Origin of the sequence: Achromobacter sp. MFA1 R4, assembly GCF_900156745.1 — a bacterium.
Classification (GTDB): Bacteria; Pseudomonadota; Gammaproteobacteria; order Burkholderiales; family Burkholderiaceae_B; genus Achromobacter.
Map to the genome: position 1 here is coordinate 1758915 of NZ_LT707065.1, position 18650 is coordinate 1777564.

14 protein-coding genes are annotated in these 18650 nt (G+C 68.1%); 7 read left to right on the forward strand and 7 right to left on the reverse strand.

Going from position 1 to position 18650, the window contains the following annotated elements; translation table 11 throughout:
• Window positions 1-8 precede the first annotated feature (8 nt).
• The 5 genes from BXA00_RS07890 (at window position 9) to BXA00_RS07910 (ending at window position 5488) form a co-directional block, all read left to right on the forward strand.
• The gene (locus BXA00_RS07890) at window positions 9-812 is read left to right on the forward strand and encodes an efflux RND transporter periplasmic adaptor subunit (protein WP_197685568.1); all 804 of its coding nucleotides are present in this window, start codon (window positions 9-11) and stop codon (window positions 810-812) included.
• Window positions 809-2176, forward strand: coding sequence for an efflux RND transporter periplasmic adaptor subunit (locus BXA00_RS07895; protein WP_076517730.1), 1368 nt, complete (start codon window positions 809-811; stop codon window positions 2174-2176). The genes BXA00_RS07890 and BXA00_RS07895 overlap by 4 nt, the downstream gene beginning before the upstream one ends.
• A complete protein-coding gene (locus BXA00_RS07900) occupies window positions 2161-4335 on the forward strand; it encodes an HlyD family secretion protein (protein WP_076517732.1) in 2175 nt (724 codons plus the stop codon). Before BXA00_RS07895 ends, BXA00_RS07900 begins: the two co-directional genes overlap by 16 nt.
• 128 nt (window positions 4336-4463) lie before the next feature.
• A complete protein-coding gene (locus tag BXA00_RS07905; protein ID WP_076517734.1) occupies window positions 4464-5057 on the forward strand; it encodes a biliverdin-producing heme oxygenase in 594 nt (197 codons plus the stop codon).
• Window positions 5054-5488, forward strand: coding sequence for a YbaN family protein (locus BXA00_RS07910; RefSeq protein WP_076517736.1), 435 nt, complete (start codon window positions 5054-5056; stop codon window positions 5486-5488). Before BXA00_RS07905 ends, BXA00_RS07910 begins: the two co-directional genes overlap by 4 nt.
• A gap of 146 nt (window positions 5489-5634) precedes the next feature.
• Here the strand turns inward: BXA00_RS07910 and BXA00_RS07915 are convergent, their stop codons facing one another.
• A complete protein-coding gene (locus BXA00_RS07915; protein WP_076517738.1) occupies window positions 5635-6090 on the reverse strand; it encodes a fasciclin domain-containing protein in 456 nt (151 codons plus the stop codon).
• Window positions 6091-6269: 179 nt separating this feature from the next.
• Between BXA00_RS07915 and BXA00_RS07920 the strand changes: the two genes are divergently transcribed.
• A complete protein-coding gene (locus BXA00_RS07920; RefSeq protein WP_076517740.1) occupies window positions 6270-7271 on the forward strand; it encodes a MerR family transcriptional regulator in 1002 nt (333 codons plus the stop codon).
• 117 nt (window positions 7272-7388) lie between these two features.
• Here the strand turns inward: BXA00_RS07920 and BXA00_RS07925 are convergent, their stop codons facing one another.
• The 6 genes from BXA00_RS07925 to BXA00_RS07955 all read right to left on the reverse strand — a co-directional run bounded on the left by BXA00_RS07925 (window position 7389) and on the right by BXA00_RS07955 (window position 17223).
• Window positions 7389-10286, reverse strand: coding sequence for an autotransporter domain-containing protein (locus tag BXA00_RS07925; protein WP_076517744.1), 2898 nt, complete (start codon window positions 10284-10286; stop codon window positions 7389-7391).
• A gap of 479 nt (window positions 10287-10765) precedes the next feature.
• Window positions 10766-11494: a hypothetical protein gene (locus BXA00_RS07930; protein WP_156902770.1), complete on the reverse strand. Its 729-nt coding sequence runs from the start codon at window positions 11492-11494 to the stop codon at window positions 10766-10768.
• Between the two features lie 329 nt (window positions 11495-11823).
• Entirely contained in the window at window positions 11824-13167 is a 1344-nt protein-coding gene (locus BXA00_RS07940; protein ID WP_172805861.1) for a sensor histidine kinase KdpD, read from the reverse strand.
• 38 nt (window positions 13168-13205) lie between these two features.
• Complete coding sequence (locus BXA00_RS07945; protein ID WP_076517753.1) at window positions 13206-13871, reverse strand: response regulator transcription factor; 666 nt, start codon at window positions 13869-13871, stop codon at window positions 13206-13208.
• Between the two features lie 84 nt (window positions 13872-13955).
• Window positions 13956-15596, reverse strand: a complete 1641-nt coding sequence (locus tag BXA00_RS07950) for a methyl-accepting chemotaxis protein (RefSeq protein ID WP_231952228.1) — start codon at window positions 15594-15596, stop codon at window positions 13956-13958.
• A gap of 121 nt (window positions 15597-15717) precedes the next feature.
• Window positions 15718-17223 (reverse strand): PLP-dependent aminotransferase family protein, encoded by a 1506-nt coding sequence (locus tag BXA00_RS07955; RefSeq protein ID WP_076517755.1) that lies wholly within the window; start codon window positions 17221-17223, stop codon window positions 15718-15720.
• 171 nt (window positions 17224-17394) lie between these two features.
• Here BXA00_RS07955 and BXA00_RS07960 point away from each other — a divergent pair, with 171 nt between their 5' ends.
• Window positions 17395-18648: a benzoate/H(+) symporter BenE family transporter gene (locus tag BXA00_RS07960; protein WP_076517757.1), complete on the forward strand. Its 1254-nt coding sequence runs from the start codon at window positions 17395-17397 to the stop codon at window positions 18646-18648.
• Window positions 18649-18650 lie beyond the last annotated feature (2 nt).

Genomic DNA, 18650 nt, shown 5'->3' on the forward strand with positions numbered 1-18650 from the left:
TGCGGAACGTGATCCGCTCCGCCACGCGCGCGGGCCTGCTGCTGGCGGTCTGCCTGGCCGTACCCGCGGCCGGCCATGCGCAGACGTCCACGCCGCAGGCGCCCGTCGCCGCCATTGCCGCTCCCGCCCCCGACAGCGCCCGCGCGCAACTGGTGGCCGCGCGCCGCGCCGTCATCTCCAGCAGCCTGTCCGGCAAGATCGACGCGCTGCCGTTTCGCGAGGGCGACCGCTTCAAGCAGGGCGATGTGCTGGTCGCCTACGACTGCGCCTTGAACCGCGCCCGCCTGGAACGCGCCGTGCTGGCCGAGTCGGCCGCGCGCAAAAAGCAGGCCGTCGCCGAACAGCTCGAAGCGCTGCGCTCCATCAGCCGTTCCGACGTCGAACAGGCGCGCGCGGCCGTGGCCGTCGCGCGCGCGGAAAGCAGCGCCGAACGCGTCCTCGTGGACCGCTGCGCCATCAACGCGCCGTTCGCGGGCCGGGTCGGCGAAACCTACGCGCGCGCCGCCGAAAGCGTGGCCGAGGGCGAGAAGCTCCTCAGCATCTACGACGACTCGGCCTTCGAGCTGGAAGCGATCGTGCCGTCGCGCTGGCTGGCCTGGCTCAAGCCCGGCTCGGCGCTGCGCATCACGGTCGACGAGACGGGACGCACCTACGAGGCCGCGGTGTCGCACATCGCGGGCGCGGTGGACCCGGTCAGCCAGTCGGTCAAGATCATCGGACGCCTCGCGGATGCGCAGGACACCGCCGCGCAACTGCTGCCGGGCATGAGCGGCAGCGTCCGCGTGGACCTTCCCGCCACGGGCGCGCCGTGACAGACGCCGTTTCTAAAGAACAGCGGCTGGCCGCGCTGCTCCAGTTGGAAAAGCGCGCGCGCGCATGCGCGGACACGGAGGGGCTGGGCTTCCTGATGGTCAACGACACGCATGCGCTGGCGCCGTACCGGCAGGCGGCACTGTGGCTGCCGGGCGCCGGCGCGGACGGCCGAATCGCCGCGCTGTCGGGCCTGGCCGTGCCGGACGCGAACGCGCCCTACACGGCGTGGCTGGCCGGCCTGCTGTCGCGCCGCGCGGACGATGGCACGAGCGGGGGCTTTTCCGCCAGTCCTGATGAACAGACGATGTGGGCAGAGCATCTGCCGGGCCATGGCCTGCTGCTGCGCTTGCCGCTGGATGCGGCGGACGGCGCGCGCCCCCGCGACGCCCTGCTGGCCTTGTGGCGCGACGCCCCGTGGACGGGCGCCGAGACCGCGATGCTGGGCCTGCTGGCCGACGCCTATGCCCACGCCTGGCGCGCCCTCGCGCCCGCGCGGGCGCCGCGCGGCGCGGCCGCCTGGTGGTCCCGCCTGCGCCATGGCAGACGCCGCACGCGCATCTGGCTGGCGCTGGGCCTGGCCGCCGTCGCGCTCCTGTTCGTGCCGGTCCGCCAATCGGTGCTGGCGCCCGCCGAAATCGTGGCGCGCGCGCCGATGGCCGTGCGCGCGCCGCTGCAGGGCGTGGTCGACCAAATCGCCGTCACGCCCAATCAGGCCGTGGAGAAAGGCCAGTTGCTGGCCGCGCTGGACGTGCGCGACCTCGAAGGGCGGCTGGAAAGCGCGCGCCAGGCGCTTGCCGTCGCCGAAGCCGAACTGCGGCAGAACCAGCAGCAGGCGCTGGTCGACGACCGCAGCAAGGCCACGCTGGCGCTGGCGCAGGGCAAGCGCGCGCAGGCCGCGAGCGACATGGACTTCTACGCCCGGGCCGTGGCGCGCGCCCAGTTGCGCGCCGAACGCGCCGGCATCGTGCTGTTCGACGACCCGGCCGACTGGATCGGCAAGCCCGTCGCGCTGGGCGAGCGCATCATGATGGTCGCCGACCCGGCCGACGTCGAACTGGACATCCACTTGCCGGTCGGCGACGCCATCGCGCTGCCGGACCAGGCCCCGGTCCGCCTCTTTCTGAACACCGCGCCGGCCGATCCCTTGCCCGCCACGCTGCTGCGCGTGGGCTATCGCGCCGCCCCCACCGCCGACGGCACCATGGCCTATCGCGTCCGTGCGCGCCTGGACGACGACGCGCTGGCCGCGCAGCCCCGCGTCGGTCTCAAGGGCACCGCCAAGCTGTACGGCGAGCGCACGCCGCTGGCCGGCTACCTGCTGCGCAAACCGCTGGCAACGCTGCGCGTATGGCTGGGCATGTGAGCGGCGCGCTGCCCGCGCTGCGCGAAGAGCTGCTGCTGCATCGCGCGCCGCCCAACCACGACGGCTCGCCGGCCTGGACGCTGGAAGACCCGGGCCGCGGCCTGTTCTTCCAGATCGGCTGGGCGGAAGCGGAAATGCTGGCGCGCTGGGGCCTGGGCAGCGCCGATGCGGTCGCCAGCGCGGCGGCCCGCGACACCACGCTGGCGGTCAGCGAGGAAGACGTCCAGGACTTTGCCCAGTTCCTGCAGGCCAACAGCCTGGCGCAACTGCGCGGCCCCGACGCCATCGCGCGCTACGCCAGGGAAGCGCAGGCGCGGCGCAGCAGCCATTGGCTCAAGAGCCTGGTCCACCAGTACCTGTTCTTCCGCATTCCGCTGGTCCGTCCCGACGCGTTTCTCGAACGCACGCTGCCCGCGGTGCGGCGCGCGCTGCTGTCGGGCGTCTTCTTCCGCCTGACGCTGGCGGCCGGCGTACTGGGGCTGTTTCTGGCCGCGCGCCAGTGGGACCAGTTCCTGCACACCTTCCTGCACTTTTTCACGCTGGAAGGCGCGCTGGCCGCCGCCGTCACGCTGGGCGCGGCCAAGGTGCTGCACGAGCTGGGCCACGCGTACGCGGCCAAGCACCATGGCTGCCGCGTCGCCACCATGGGCGTGGCGTTCATGGTCATGTGGCCGGTGCTGTACACCGACACGTCGGGGGCCTGGCGCCTGGCCAGCCGGCGCCAGCGCATGTCCATCGGCGCCGCCGGCATGCTGGCCGAGACCGCGCTGGCCGCCTGGGCCACGCTCGCGTGGAGCTTCCTGCCCGACGGCATGTTGCGCAGCGCCGCGTTCACCCTGGCGACGACGACCTGGCTGCTGACCCTGGCCGTCAACCTCAATCCGCTGATGCGCTTTGACGGCTACTTCCTGCTGACCGATGCGCTCAATGTCCCCAACCTGCAGAACCGGTCGTTCGCGCTGGCGCGGTGGCGGCTGCGCGAATGGCTGTTCGGACTGGGCGAGGACCGGCCCGAGGTGTTCGCGCCGTGGCGCGAGCGCACGCTGATCGCCTACGCGTTCTGCGTGTGGATCTACCGATTCTTCCTGTTCCTGGGCATTGCCCTGCTGGTCTATCACATGGCATTCAAACTGCTGGGCATCGTCCTGTTCGCCATCGAGATCGTGGCGTTCGTCCTACGCCCCATCTACGCCGAACTGCGCGCCTGGCGCGAACGCCTGACCCGCCATCGCGGCGGCGGCTGGAACCGCCGCAGCCGCATCACGGCGTGCGCCGCGCTCATCGCGGTGCTGGCCGTCATCGTGCCGTGGCGCACGCGCGTCGAGGCGCCCGCGCTGATGCGCGCGGCGCAGCAGGCCCGCATCGTCGCGCCCGCGGGCGCGCAGATCCAGCAGATCGCCATCGGCCCGGGCCAGCCCGTGCGCGCCGGCGAGACGCTGTTCGTGCTGGACGCGCCCGACATCGCGCACGAGATCGATTCGCTGGCGCGCCGCATCCGGTTGCTGCAATGGCAGCAATCCTTTCAGGCCATGACCCGCGACACCGCCGCCTCGGTGCCGGTCGCCGCCGGCGAACTGCAGGCGGCGCGCGAGCGCCTCGATGTGCTGTCGCGCCAGCGCCAGCAGCTCACCATCCGCGCGCCCTTCGACGGCGTCGCCGCGGAGCTGGCCGATCCGCTCGCGCCGGGCGAATGGGTCGGCGAAGGCGAATGGCTGGCCTCGCTGGCCGATCCGGCGCACATGATCGTCGAAGCCTACGCGTCCGAAAGCGACCTGCATCGCCTGCCCGCCGGGGCCCGCGCGCGGTTCTTGCCCGAGGACCCCGGACAGGGCGCCATCGCCCTGGTCGTGGCCGACATCGGCGCCACCGCCACCCGGCGCCTGAACGCCGCGCCCGAGCTAAGTTCCTCGCATGGCGGCGCGGTCGCCGCCGTGCAGGCGCCGCAGGGCGCGGGTCGTCCCGACCCCGAATCGCAAGGGCTCGTGCCCGAGAGCGCCGTCTATCGCGTGATGCTGCGCCCCGCCGACGCCTCCGGTGCTGCGATGCCGCGCCTGCAGGCCCTGCGCGGCACCGTGGTCATCGACGGACAGGCCGAAAGCCTGCTGCGGCGCGCATGGCGGCGCGGCGCGGCGGTGCTGGTGCGCGAAGCCGGCTTCTGAAACCGGGGCATTGCATTGTTAAGCATCTTTAACGTGTCATCGGACAGGCGCTGCGAAATAATAAGACTCATCATCATCCATCTCCCCGATGGATCGGCTTTCCCCATGACCCTCATCCCTCATTGACGATGACCACCGACACCCTCGAACGTCCCTCGCTGTCGCACCGCCTCAAGCATGAAACCGCGGACCAGCACGAGCGCATGCATCGCCTCATGGAACGCGGCGCGCCCTTCTCGAGCCGCATCGCCTACGCCCGCTTCGTCGCCGCGCAATACCTCTTCCAGCGCGATGTGGAATATCTGTTCCAGGACGACGCCGTCAAACGCGCCGTGCCGGACCTGCAGGCGCGCGGCCGCGAAGACGCCTCGCTGGCCGATCTGCGCGACCTGGACGCCGCGGTGCCCGAGGATGGCATCGCCAGCGTGGGGGTGACCATGCCCGAAGCCCTGGGTTGGCTGTACGTGTCGGAAGGCTCGACGCTGGGCGCCGCCTTCCTCTTCAAGCAGGCGCAGGCCGACCTGGGCCTGTCGGCCGACTTCGGCGCGCGCAACCTGGCCGCCTATCCGGAAGGCCGCGCCCTCGTCTGGCGCCGCTTCGTCGCCTCGCTGGACAGCGACACGCTCGACCCGGCCACGCACGACGCCGTGATCGCCGGCGCCAACGCGGCCTATGACCGCTTCGGCGAATTGCTCGAACGGCACTTCGAACTCGGCGCATGACGCCACGCAAGCCGTGGGTCCGCGTGCTGTACCTCGCGCTGGCCTTCATCAGCATTGCGCTCGCTGTCGCCGGCGTATTCCTGCCCGGCCTGCCCAGCACCGAATTCGTGCTGCTGGCCTCCTGGGCCGCGGCGCGCAGTTCGCCGCGGCTGCACCGCTGGCTGCACGAACATCGCTGGTTCGGCCCCATGCTGCACAACTGGCACAACGGCCGCATGGTCACGCGCCGCGCCAAGTACATGGCCACGGTGTCGATGACGCTTTGCATGATCGTGATGACCCGCACCATTCCCCATCCCTGGGTCGTCTGGCCGCTGTGCCTGACGATGTCGGCGGTGCTGGTGTGGATCTGGCTGCGCCCGGAACCGGCGGGAGCGCCCGACCGTTCGACGGCGCCGCTGCCGGCGGGCCGGCACGTGCATCGAACGTAGAAAACCTCACGACGTCCAGGGCGACCGCGCCGCCGTGGACGCGCCCGGCGCGTCGCAGCAACGCGCGGCGCAGGGCAAAAAGGATAGGCCACGCTCCTGCCGTGGCCTATCAAGGCCGGACATCTTTCCTGCCTGTCTGTGCCTGTCTACTTCGGCATGAGCACGGTATCGATGACGTGAATGACGCCGTTGTCGGCCACGACATCCGTCTTCACCACTTTCGCGTTATCCACCATGACCGTCCCGCCCTTGACGGTCACCGTCAGCGAGCTGCCCTCCACCGTTTTCACGGGGCCGGCCTTCACGTCCTTGGCCATGACCTTGCCGGGCACGACGTGATACGTCAGCACCTTGGTCAGGGCCGCCTTGTCCTTGAGCAGCGCGTCGAGCTTGTCCTTGGGCACCTTGGCGAAGGCCTCGTCGGTCGGCGCGAACACGGTGAACGGGCCCGGCCCCTTCAAGGTATCGACCAGCCCGGCCGCCTGCACGGCCGTGACCAGGGTATTGAAAGACCCCGCCGACTTGGCGGTGTCGACGATGTCGGCGGCATAGGCGCTGCCCAGCGCCAGGGAGAGCGAAATACCTGCCAGAAGACGTTTCATGGTTGACTCCTTTGTCCAATTGATCCGCACCGCAGCGGCGGGGGGTTTACAAGCGGCGAAAGCGGGAATCTGAACCGCTTAGGAAATGAATTTACGCGGCGAAAAGCTGTTCGTCCATGATTTGAACCGCTACAATTCAACATTATCGGTTCAATAACGGGTCAACACAGGGGAAAGCAATGGGGAACACCATAGAACCCGCGCATCCGGCTTCAGAGGACAGCCACATCACCTATCGCAGCGGCGTGGCGGCCCGCCTGGCGGGGTTGTCACCGGAAACCCTGCGCGTCTGGGAACGCCGCTACAACCTCACGCAGGTCGAGCGCTCGGCGCGCGGACAACGGCTGTACTCGGCCGAACAGGTCCGCCGGCTCAGCCTGCTCAAGCAGCTGGTCGATCAGGGACATGCCATCGGCGTGCTGGCGCCCATGTCCATGGACCAGTTGCAGGAACTCGCCGGCGCGGCCGCCCGGCAACCCAAGCCGCAGGGACCGCTCAGGCTGGGCGTCATCGGCGCCAACCTGGCCCGGCGCATTGCCGGCAGCGGCCGCGACGGATTGGATCTGGTGGTGCAACAACACTGGCCGGCGCTGGATCAGGTCGCGCTCGCGCCGCCGGATGGCGACATCGAAGTCCTGGTGATCGAACTGTCCGAACTGCACGACAGCGCCATGCCGCTGATCGTCGCCGCCGCGCAAGCCTGCGGCGGGGCCGCCGTGGTCGTGCTGTACCGCTTCTGCGCCAGCGCGACGATCCGCGCCTTGCGCGCGCACGGCTGCCTGGCCGCGCGCGTGCCGGCGGACATCGGCGAACTGCTGCTGCTGTGCCGCTCGGCGCTGGCGGGCGAGCGCCTGCCCCCGGTCCAGGCGCCGAGCGCGCCGCCGGAACTGCGATTCGACGAACACGCGCTCTTCACCATCATGGCGTCCGGCAGCGGGCTCAAATGCGAGTGCCCGAGGCACCTGGCGGACCTGCTGCTGATGGTGGGAAGCTTCGAGCGCTACAGCGCGCAGTGCGCCTCGCGCAACGACGAAGACGCGCAGTTGCACAACGAACTGGGCCGCGCCGCAGGCCAGGCGCGCGCGATCCTCGAAGTCGCGATGGAAAGACTGGCAAGGACCGAAGGGCTGCCCTTGCCGGCAGGAATCGCCAAAGGGGACGCGGGCAAAAAAACGCGCTGAAGGCCAGGTCCCTGGACCCAGCCCGCAGCGCGTCGCGACGATGCGGATTCGTGATCGGCAACGTGTCCGGATTCGTGCCCTGGCCCGGGCATTCCTCCGGTCACGTTCCAGGCCGGCTTAGAAGCGCGTCATCAGCTTGAACATGCCCGCCTGCTGGCGGTTGCCGCCGCCGAACTGCGCGTCGTAGGCCACGCCAGCCGTCGTGTTGCGCGTGAGCGCCACTTCGGCGCCCAGCCCCAGCACCGCGGCGTCGCGCGCGATGGGCACGCCCGACACCGTGAAGGTGCTGCCGCCCTCGAAGGCCAGCTTCTGCGTCGGCTTCACATCGCCCATCGCATGGCGCCAGCCCAGCGTGGCCGTCAGGCGGCCCGGCGCGTTGTCGGAGCCGATCAGCATGGCGCCGCGCAGGCCCAGCGTGGTGCTCGTCACATCGTCCGTGCTGCCCTCGCCGCGCAGCGCCGCGGTGCCGCCCGATTCCTGGAAGCCGCGCGTGCGGACCTGGTTCCAGGCCACGCCGGCAAAGGGCTCGATCGCGTAGGCGTCGCCCAGCGGCAGCTTGTAGCCAAGCTCCGTGAACACTTGCGTCGACGAGGCGTCATACGACGATTCGAGCCGCTGGTTCAGGCCGCCGACCGCCACGTTGCGCTTGGCGTCGATCTCGTGCCACGTGTAGGCCGCGCCCGCCATGAACCGGAAATGTCCCGGTCCGGCCTCGATGTTCTTGCCGCCGAAGACCGTTGCCGTGTAGCTGTCGACGCTCATGCGCGACGACACATCCGCGACCGAGTTGTGGCTGCCGGTGTAGCCCACCGCGCCGCCCAGGCGCCAGCCGCCCCCGACCGCGCCGTCGCCGCCGACAAAGAGCCCGCCCGCCGACTGGTGCACGCTCGACGCGTTGCCGTCGCCCCCGAAAGTGCTCCAGTTGCCGAAGGCCTGCGCCCAGATGGGCGATGCGCCGCTTTGCGGCAGGGCATCGGAAGACGCCATGCCCAATTGCGCCGTCGGCCGTCCCGCGACCATGGGCGCATCGAGATTGCCGCGCAGGTGTGCCAGCGGCAGCGTCTGCACCGCGTCGCCCTGGCCTTGCAGCACGCTGCCGGTGCTGGCGTACGCCTCGCCGGAAAGCTGCTTCAGGGCCGCGCGCGCCTGGTCGGGCGTCATGGCAAGCACGGCCTGCGTCACCTGGCTGGCGCCCGTGGCCTGGCCTGCGCCATTTCCGCTGGCGACCAGCGACGAGCCGGCGCCCGGCGCGACGGGATTCGTGCCCGCGGGCGCGGATTCCGTGCCGGCGGCGGCCGAACCGCTGCCGCTCGGGGCCGTCGTGCCGTTGCCCGTGGACGCCGATCCATTGCCGCTCGGGGCCGACCCGTTACCCGTGGATGCCGACCCATTTCCGCTCGACGGCGGCGCTTCCTGGTCCAGCGCATCGCCGACGCTGGTCTGGTTGTCCGTGTCGCCCACGCTGCCGATCGGCACGTCATTGCGCGACAGCGTGATGAACGCATTCTTCGCGTCATAGCTGAGCGTCGGCGTCAGGAACGCATACGCGCTGGACACGCCGGTGAACTGGCCCTGGATGCCGCCGTCCGCCGTCAGGATGTTGTACGTCGTGCGCGGCGCATAGTTGCCGTTCGGACCGACGTGCGCCACCGTGCCATCGAGATACGCAACGCCCGTCACATGGATGCGGTCGCTGGCGCTGCTGGCGGGATCGGCATGCACGCGATAGATCGTGTCCTGGCCGAAGTTGAGATTGCCGTTGACCGTCAGCGTCCCCATCGGCGTGCCATCGTTACCCGGCGAAATGACGGCCGTGGGATACAGCGTCGTGCTGCCCACTTGCCCCACCCCCGCCAGCACCACCTCGCGGCCGATGTCCATCGGCCCATTCAGCTTGCCGTTGATCTCCAGCGCGCCGTCGGCAATGAAGATGGGACCGGTCAGGTTGCTGCTGTCGCCATTCAGGATGACGGAACCGACGCCGGTCTTCACAAAGCCTTCCGAGCCTTGCAGCGGGTTGTCGATGATGTCGACGAACCTGCCCGCCGCATACGTGCCATCGCCCACGACGATCACGGGCGGGTTGCCGCCAGTGCCCACCAGCGTGATGGGCGCGCCTTGCAGGCGATACCGGTCCGTGGCGAACTGCAGGCCCGACACGCGCACAGGACCGGCGCCGCCATCGACCGTCACCGTTCCCGCCGCGCCCGTGAAGATCGCATAGCCGCCGTCGGGCAGCGCGCCGGTGGCGTTGGTCGGGCTGCTCCAGTTGCCGCTCGCCGCGCTCCACGTGCCGTTGCCGCCGCCCGCGTTGGCGGCGGACGCGACGCCATTGCCGTTCCACAGGTTGGTCGTGCTGGGGCCCAGGACCAGGTTGATGTGCTTGTCGCCCGTCAGCGTCTGGATCGTCGCCGCCGGCGCCGAATCGCCGGACACCGTGCCCAGCGTCAGGCCCGAGCCGCTCAAGGTGCCGCCGTACGACAGGATGCGGTAGAACCCGGCGTTGACGCCGTGCGTGCTGACCTTCACGTTCAACGTCGTGTTGTTCAGCGCGACGTTGCCGCCCACGGTGATGTTGTCGCCCGTGCCCGGCTGCGTGATCGGCAGGCCCGCATAACCGGTCTCGAAATCGAACACGGCGTTATTCATCGACAGATTGCCGTTCACGACCAGATTGCCGTTGGACACGCCGGTCGGCGTATCCACCCAATAACCCGGCGCGACGCGGGCATTGCCCGTCACATTCAGATCGCCATTGATCGAACCGAAGCCCGCGACCGTGCCATTGGACATGGCGTTGACGTTGCCGCCGATCACCACCCCCGACCCGCCGCCATTTCCGCCGATCACCACCGTGCCGCCGTTGACGTCGATTCCGCCCGGAAAGTTGGCTGACCCGTCAAACACCTGCGTATTGCCCGACCCGATCGTCAGGTCCGCCGCGATGACGCTACCCCCATAGGACGCGCTCAAGGCGAGCGTCGCCGTCAGCCACTTCTTTGTGCCGTTTGCCAAAACTTCATTCCTCCGGATTAATCGAGCTTCCTTTCACACATTACCGATATGTTTAAAAAGTATCGGCAAGTAATAATGCAGCCGGCGTGAATTTAGGGTCAGCTCTCGAAAAAAGGAGGCAATGTATAACGATTTTTTTTGCGTCCCTAATAATAAAAGGGGATATATCGCGTTAATTATTCAAATAGGTCTACGGCATACATCCCATATATCTAGAACGGCGGCTGAAAGCGACGCAGGCACTACATATAGCCCGCAGATAGATACCATCCACACGGCGGGATAATGCGATTCAGATACCATCCGCGCGCAACTCCGGGTTATTTAGTGTCACGCCAATCAAACGTTATTCAGAAACAAAAAGACACGTCGAGCCCGCGGAATTACCGTTCGCTCATTAATGGTTTCAATATGCCGGCCAGGCGTTTACGGATATACGGCCGCAAGCGCCATGGCTTTCGGCCGTCCTGGCCGCCCCTTCAATCCAGCGCCGGCCAGTCGAAGCCCAGCAGCGCATCCACCCGCATCACGCCATCCAGCGTCATGGGCGTCGCCGCCACGGCCTGCAGATCGTGCAAGCCTGCCTCGACGATCGTGCGCCGCAGTTCGCTTTCCGGCGCGCCCGCGACCGCCAGCACCGCGGGAATCGCCAACGATGCCGACAGGGCATCGCGCAACACCGTGGAAAAATTCGATGCGGTGTCGTCGGTGCTGGTCACGGCCAGCAGATTGCGCTGCGCGAACTTGCGCGTCTCACCCCACGCGTGTACCGCCTTGTAGCCATCTTCCCGCGTCCACTCCAGCACCGACAGCGCGCGCACCAGGCTTTGCACGGCGGCGTCCCACGGCTTGTCCGCCGCCATGACCCACACGCCCCGGCGGACCGCCGGCATCTGGCCGACGCGTCCCCGGCACAGCGCCAATGACGGCTGGCCTTGCGAACGCGCCTGGCGCAAGGCTTCCACCGGCCCGGCCGTGTTCCAGACCGCGCGTCCGCTGCCCGCCAGCGCCGAGAAATCGACCAGATGCAGTGACAGCGCGCCCGACGGCGCCGCGCCATCCTTGTGCCAGTCGATGCCCGGCAGCGCGTGCGCCAGGCGCGTGGCCAGCGCCGCCACCCCCTCCGCGGGGACGCCCCAGCGTTCCAGGGAAATGGCCGGCCGCGTCAAGGCGCCACAGGTCTCGCGGCGAGAAATCGATTGGGTCACTGTTGCTCCTCTTGAATTGGGAACAGACAGTGTGGGATGCGATCGGGACATTCCCTGTCCCGATTCAGCCATGCCGCTAACGACGCACACTGCCCCGCAAAACAACCTTCCACCACGCCATGCCCTGCACCGCCGGCGTCGCGCACCGCGCCCCCGCAAGGCGCGCCACGGATTGCTTCAGCCAGCCGTTGCGCTGCGCCAGGCGGCGTATCCGGACCAGGTCCGCCCGGCGCTCCCCGGCCTGCATATAGGCGCGTAGACAGTCGAACGGCGGCGCCTGTCCGATCCCGGGCTTTTTCGTATTCCTATTCATCCCGCGCGCCTGCCGGTCACCCACGCCCGCCAGCAGCGCCGTCCGCGCCCGGCAGCGGAAACGTGACGCAAAAGCACACGCCGCGCCCCCCGGCGCCTTCCTCCACCCTGACGCGCGCCTGGTGCGAACGGGCGATCCTGGCCACCAGGGCCAACCCCAGCCCGCTGCCATGGCTGGGCGCGCCCGGGCCACGGTAGAACGGGTCGAAGATCCGCTCGCGCAGCGATCGCGCAATGCCCGGACCGTCGTCCGCCACCGCCAGCGTGACGTGTGCGGCGCTCCACTGCAGCCCGACCGTGATCGAACTGTGCTCGCCGCTGTATCGGCCGGCGTTATCCAGCAGATTGCGCACCAGGATGCCCAGCGCATCGACCTGCCCCAGGATATGGCCCGGCGCGGCGTCCACCGCGACCTGCTGGCCCCGGGGAACGAACGAGGCCTGCATATCCCGCAGGACAACCGCCACCACGGACGCCAGGTTCACGGGCTCGAGCCGGATATCGTTGCGATCCGTGCGAGCCAGGTCCAGCAGCTGCTCGACGATGCGCGAACTGCGGCGCGTGGTTTGCGCAATCTTCTTCATCAGCATCTTTGCCTTCACGGGATCGTTGACCCGATACGCCGTGTCCGCATACACCGCCAGCACCGCCAGCGGCGTGCGCAGCTCATGCGCCGCGTCGCCGATGAATCGCCGTTCGTTTTCGATCAGCGTCGCCACCCGCCGCTGCCGCTCGTTGATCGCGCGGATCAGCGGCTCCACCTCGGCGGGCACGGCCCGCTCATCGACCGTCACGCCGTCGGACACACTGGCCGCCGCAATGTCCTTGCCCACCAGGCCAAGCTGGCGCGTGGAGCGGCTGACGACCAGCATCGTGATGCCGCCGATGCCAACGAACATCAGCAGCGTGACGATCGATCCAAACTCGAAGCGGTCCGCAAGCCCTGCGTAGAACGCCCGCGTGGGCGTGCCGGCGACGATCTCGAAACGGGCCGACGGGTCCAGCCCGGCATACACGCGCCAGGTATCCCCGTCCATGCTGACGCACGAAAACCCCATCGTGTTCGCCTGCACCATCCGCGTCCTGGGCGCATCGGACGACGCCAGCACAAGGCGATCCTTGACGCGGTCCCAGACCTGCACCTCGGTCTTGCCGATGCCCTCGCGCAGCAGAACGTCCGGCAGCGGCATATCCCAGGCAATGTCATGCGTGACCGGCACCATGCCCAGAAAGAACGCCATGCTGTCGACGACCGCACTGAGCTCGTGATCGCGCACGCCTGACTCGGCCCGCGTCAGGCTGTTCCAGTACAGCCCGAACTGCACCAGCCACGACACCAGCAGCGCGCTGAAGATTCCCAACAGGACCTGCGCCCGCAACGAGTTCGTGACCCGCCGCATCAGGCAAGATGTCGGGCCAGGCGATAGCCCTGGCCATGCACGTTTTCGATGGCGTCCCTGCCCAGCTTCTTCCGGAGGGCATGGATGAACACGGCGATGGTATTGCTTTCGCCGGGCCGTTCCGCGCCGTACAGATGCGCGCGCAGTTCCTCCGTCGAAACCAGCCGGTCGGGATTGCGCAACAGCAACTCCAACGTGCGGAACTCCTGCTCCGACAAATGGGTGGGGACATTGCTGACGAACGCTTCGCGCCGGCCCAGGTCCAGCCTCACGTGGCGCCAGGCGAGCACCTTGTCGCCCGACACGCCGCTGCGCCTGAGCAAGGCGCGCATGCGGGCAAAGAGCTCGGCGGGCTCGAAGGGCTTGATGACGTAATCGTCGGCGCCAAGGTCCAGGCCCTTGATGCGGTCGCTCAGCGCATCGCGCGCAGTGACCAGGATCACCGGCACCTCGTCGCCGCGCCTGCGCAGGAATCGCAGCACGTCCAGGCCCGATCCGCGATGCAGCCCGATGTCGAGCAACACGATCGAAAAGCCATGCTGCAGCAGCAGTACCTTGGCGGCCTCCACGTCCTGCACGAGCGTCACCGAGAAATCCAGTTCCTCGAGGGCCAGCGTCAACGCGTCGGCGAACATCGCATCGTCCTCGACCAACAGAACCTGCATGTCAGCTATTCCCCCGTGTGCTTGGCATACCCAAGAGCGGCACCCTCGCCGCTCCTGGCCGCATCATAAAGTCTGCGCCCCGGCTCAGGAATGCGCCGGCGCCGCCAGCACCAGGCGTTCGTAACGCGCTTCGGGCAGGGGCGCAGCCGCCCGCCGCTCCGTCTTGAACCGCGCCACCGCTTGCAGCAGCTCTTTCGCCTGTGTCGCCATCGCGCTCGCGGCGGCGGCCGATTCCTCGACAAGCGCTGCATTCTGTTGCGTCATCGTATCCATCTGCGACACGGCCACGTTCACCTGCTCGATGCCGCTGGTCTGCTCCGCCGACGCCGACGCGATCTCCACCGTCACCTCCTTCAGCCGCGCCACCGCGTCCAGCACCTTCTGCATCTGCTCGCCCGCCTGCGCCGCCATAGACTCTCCGCCCTGCACGGCGCGCTGCGAGTTCTCGATCAGCCCCTTGATCTCCTTGGCCGCCGTCGCGCTGCGCTGCGCCAGCGCGCGCACCTCCGTCGCCACCACCGCGAAACCGCGGCCCTGCTCGCCGGCGCGCGCGGCCTCCACGGCGGCGTTCAGCGCCAGAATGTTCGTCTGGAACGCGATGCTGTCGATCACCGACACGATCTCGCCCACACGCTGCGCATCGGTCGAGATCGCGCCAATGGCATCGACCACCTGCCCCACCACGCGGCCCGCCTCAACTGTGAGCTGGCTGCAATCCACGGCCAGCGTGCTGCCGCTCGCCGCATTGTCCTGGTTCATCCGCACCGTCGAGGTCATCTCCTCGATGCTGGCGGCCGTCTGCTCCAGCGACGCGGCCTGTTCCTCGGTGCGTTGGGACAGGTCGGCATTGCCTTCGGCAATCTGCGCGGAGGCCGTCGAAATGGACTCGGCGGCGCTGACGATCGTGCCGACGGTCGCCGAAAGCTGCATGCGCATCGTCTCCAGCGAATACATCAGGCTGGACCGGTCCCGGCCATCGAGCTTGAGCGCCGTCGTTAGATCGCCGCTCGCGATCGCGCCGGCCAGCTTCTGCGCATCGGCCGGCTCGCCCCCAAGCTGCCGGAGGATGCTGCGCGTAATGAGCCATGCGGACAGCACACCGGCCAGCACCGCAATGGTCATGATCACGATGATCGCGTTCTGCAGCCGCGCCGACGCCAGCGTCGCCTCCTGCGCCGATTCATCGCTGAGCCGGGTCTCCAGATTGGCCAGCGACATCAACTGCTCCAGCCAGGCATCCTGCTTGGGACGCAGCTCATTCCTGATGATCCTGGCGGCTTCCTCGGCATCGTTCTGCCGGCCGGCTTCCAGCGCACGCAGGTAGATCGGGCTGGCTTCCTGCTGCGCCCGCTGCGCGGCGGCCAGCAGATCGGTCTCCGCAGGCAGCGTGCCCGCGTCCGCGGCGAACATCTTTGCAAGCCGGTCGCCGGCCTCCCGATACCGGTTTTCCAGGTCCTGCGCGCGGGCCATCTCGCTGGCCACGGCCTGCGAGTCCGTCTGCAGCGCAATGTTGCGCACCACGATGGCACGGCTCTGGACCAGATCCCGCATGTGCAGCGCCAGCTTCAACTGCTGGTTGTTCACCGACACGATGTCGTACATGGCCTTGTCCATGGTCTTGACCGCGTACAGGGAAACGGCGCCCAGCGTCGCCAGGGCCACGATAAGCAGGAGAAAACCGATCGCGAGGCGCGACCTCACTTTCATCGATGCAAAATTCATCATTCGCCTTTGTTGTTATCGGCAACCGGCTCATGACGATTCGCACCATTGCAGCGCCTCGATCCCGAACGGACCCACGCCGGCTGACGAGCGCGACTATAAAAGGGCAAGGATTAATGAATCGTTAATCCCCGCGGCGGGAAGGGCCAGCACGGGACACGGCGCGCAGCACGCCGGCGAGCTTCCTGACACCGATCTCCATCTCCCGCGGCGAGTATGCCGCGAAGCCCATCAGGAACCCGGCCCTGTGCGCGTTCGACGCGTGTAGCGCCGACAGGCCCAGCAGATCCACGCCCGCGCGACGCGCCATCTCGACCGTCTGGCTCTCCGGCAGATCGCGCACGAAGAGACAGGGCAACTGCATGCCGCCAGCCGGCACCCTGGGCTCGACGTATTCGCCAAGGTGCTTGCGCACCAGGCGCACCAGCGCGTCTCGACGGCCGGCATAGACTTCCCGCATGGCGCGGACATGGGCGCCGAAGTGCCCGCCTTCCATGAAGCGCGCCAGGGTCAACTGCGAGATCGTCGCTGTCTGGCCGTCCAACAGCGTGCGGGCCACTGTCATGGGCTCCACGAGTTGCGCAGGCAACACCATGTAGGCGATGCGCAGGCCGGGAAAGAGCGATTTGGTGAAGGTGCCGATGTAGAGGGTGCGGTCATGGCGATCCAGGCCCTGCACGCAGGCGGTGGGCTTGCCGGCATAGTGGAACTCGCTGTCATAGTCGTCCTCGAGAATCCAGGCCTGCTTGCGCTGCGCCCACTCGATCGCCGCCAGCCGTCTGTCCAGGGCCAGCGTGGCGCCGGTCGGGAATTGGTGCGACGGGGTCATGAACACGGCCTTCGCTCCGCGCCCCAGCGTGTCGAGGCGTTCAACGACCATGCCTTGATCGTCCAGCGGCACGGGCACGCAGCACAGCCCCGCCCCATCGAAGGCTTTGCGCGCGCCGTGGTAGACCGGGTCCTCGATGCAGATGGCGTCGCCGGCATCCATCAGGACATTCGCGCAGAGCGTCAGCGCCTGTTGCGAGCTTGTCAGGACCAGCACGCGCTCGGCCGTCGCCTGCGCGCCGCGCTCCAGATTCACGTAATCCGCGATGGCGCGGCGCAGCCGCTCCATTCCGTTCGGCGCGCTGTGGGCCAAAGCCTGGCTGTCGTACTCCTTCAGCACTTGCCGTTGCAGGCGTTCCCAGGTCTGCAGGGGAAACCGGCGCGTCTCGGGCACGCCGGGCGCAAAGGGGCGGGGCACGGAGAACTCCCGCAGCCCGCCACTTTGAAAGATCAGGGTTCCACGCCGGCTCAGCGGCGTGGCATGGCGGTCGCCTGCCGCAACGGCGGGACGCCGCCGTGCCGACGAGGTCGCGCTTTCGGACACGAAACTACCGCTGCCCACGCGGCGTTCGATGAAGCCTTCCGCATGCAGTTGCGCATAGGCGGCTTCGACGGTGTCGCGCGAGACCTCGAGCGACTTTGCCAAAGCCCGAGACGCGGGCAGCGGCTTGCCGGCGTCGAGCGCGCCATTGAGGATCAGCTCACGGACCGCGCGCTGAATGCGGGAACGCAAGGGCAAGGCCCGATGCGCCGGGTCGCCCATCCAGGCCTTCACGGATTCGAGCTGCGCGTGTTTGAACATGGAAGTTTGAACATGGAAAGTCGTCTCCGGCGCGCCGCGCCCCCGCGACCCGCCTCCAAGAATTGGTCTGCCTACATCTGCCAAAGTGGCGGGGCGCATCAGGCCATTCTAGTTCTATAAACAGGGCCTGCAACACCGTGCCAGAACCCTTCCCGGAGGTCCCGTCAAACCATGCCGCCCAACATCCCTTCCCGTTCAATACGATTGCGCGACATCGCCCACCCCGCTGTCGCCGGACTGATCTCCGTCATCGTCAACTACGGCGGCACGTTCATCCTGATCTTCCAGGCCGCGAAAGTGGCGGGCCTGAGTCCGGCGCTCACGGCGTCGTGGGTCTGGTCGATCTCCATCGGCGTGGGCATCACCGGCATCGTGCTCAGCTGGGCCAGCCGGGAGCCCATCATCACGGCCTGGTCCACGCCGGCGGCGGCCTTCCTCGTCACGGCCCTGGCGAGCACACCCTACGCCGAGGCGGTCGGGGCGTATCTGGTTTCCGCTGCCGCCTTCGTCGTGCTGGGTCTTTCCGGCTGCTTCGAGCGCGTCATCCGGCTGGTCCCGCCCGGCGTGGCCGCCGGGCTGCTGGCGGGCATTCTGCTTCAGTTCGGCATCGGCGCCTTTGGCGGTCTGAGCGTCGATCCGGTGCTGGCCGGCCTGCTGATCATCGCCTATGTGATGCTCAAGCGATTCACGGCGCGCTATGCCGTGGTCGGCATCCTGTTGCTGGGGCTGTCCTTCCTGCTGCTTCAGGAACGCGTGGATCTCGCGAGCCTGCAACTGCAGCTCGCCAAACCCGTCTTCACGATGCCCGCCTTCTCGTTGAACGCACTGCTGAGCGTCGCGCTGCCGCTCTTTCTCATCACGCTCACCGGCCAGTACATGCCCGGCATGCTCGTGCTGCGCAATGACGGCTTCAAGACCAGCGCCAATCCCATCATCACCGTCACGGGCCTGGGTTCGCTCCTCATGGCGCCCTTCGGATCGCACGCCTTCAACGTGGCGGCAATCACCGCCGCCATCTGCACCGGCCGGGAAGCCCACGAAGACCCGTCCAAACGCTGGATCGCCGGCATCGCCGCAGGCCTTTTCTACATTCTGGTGGGCGCATTCGGCGTCACGCTGGCCGCCGTGTTCATGGCCTTTCCCGCGACCTTCATCACCACCTTGGCGGGTTTGGCCCTGCTGGGCACGATAGGCGGCAGCCTGGCCCTGGCCATGACGGACGCGAAAACGCGCGAGGCCTCCCTGATCACGTTCCTGGCCGCCGCGGCCAACGTGAAGCTGTTGGGCATCGGCGGCGCGTTCTGGGGTTTACTGATCGGATTGGCGGCCCATGCGGTGCTGCATGGGGGATTTTCGCGGCAATCGGGGAAGGGCGCATCCCGCATCACAGGGACGACCGCGCTCAAGAAGGAAGGGGTGGGCTGACT

What these genes read in the sequence shown, in the direction of transcription:
- BXA00_RS07900 (WP_076517732.1), top strand. Translation starts at nt 2,161, where the DNA reads ATGGCTGGGCATGTGAGCGGCGCGCTGCCCGCGCTGCGCGAAGAGCTG.
- BXA00_RS07905 (WP_076517734.1), top strand. Translation starts at nt 4,464, where the DNA reads ATGACCACCGACACCCTCGAACGTCCCTCGCTGTCGCACCGCCTCAAG.
- BXA00_RS07910 (WP_076517736.1), top strand. Translation starts at nt 5,054, where the DNA reads ATGACGCCACGCAAGCCGTGGGTCCGCGTGCTGTACCTCGCGCTGGCC.
- BXA00_RS07915 (WP_076517738.1), bottom strand. Translation starts at nt 6,090, where the DNA reads ATGAAACGTCTTCTGGCAGGTATTTCGCTCTCCCTGGCGCTGGGCAGC.
- BXA00_RS07920 (WP_076517740.1), top strand. Translation starts at nt 6,270, where the DNA reads ATGGGGAACACCATAGAACCCGCGCATCCGGCTTCAGAGGACAGCCAC.
- BXA00_RS07945 (WP_076517753.1), bottom strand. Translation starts at nt 13,871, where the DNA reads ATGCAGGTTCTGTTGGTCGAGGACGATGCGATGTTCGCCGACGCGTTG.
- BXA00_RS07950 (WP_231952228.1), bottom strand. Translation starts at nt 15,596, where the DNA reads ATGATGAATTTTGCATCGATGAAAGTGAGGTCGCGCCTCGCGATCGGT.
- BXA00_RS07955 (WP_076517755.1), bottom strand. Translation starts at nt 17,223, where the DNA reads ATGTTCAAACACGCGCAGCTCGAATCCGTGAAGGCCTGGATGGGCGAC.
- BXA00_RS07960 (WP_076517757.1), top strand. Translation starts at nt 17,395, where the DNA reads ATGCCGCCCAACATCCCTTCCCGTTCAATACGATTGCGCGACATCGCC.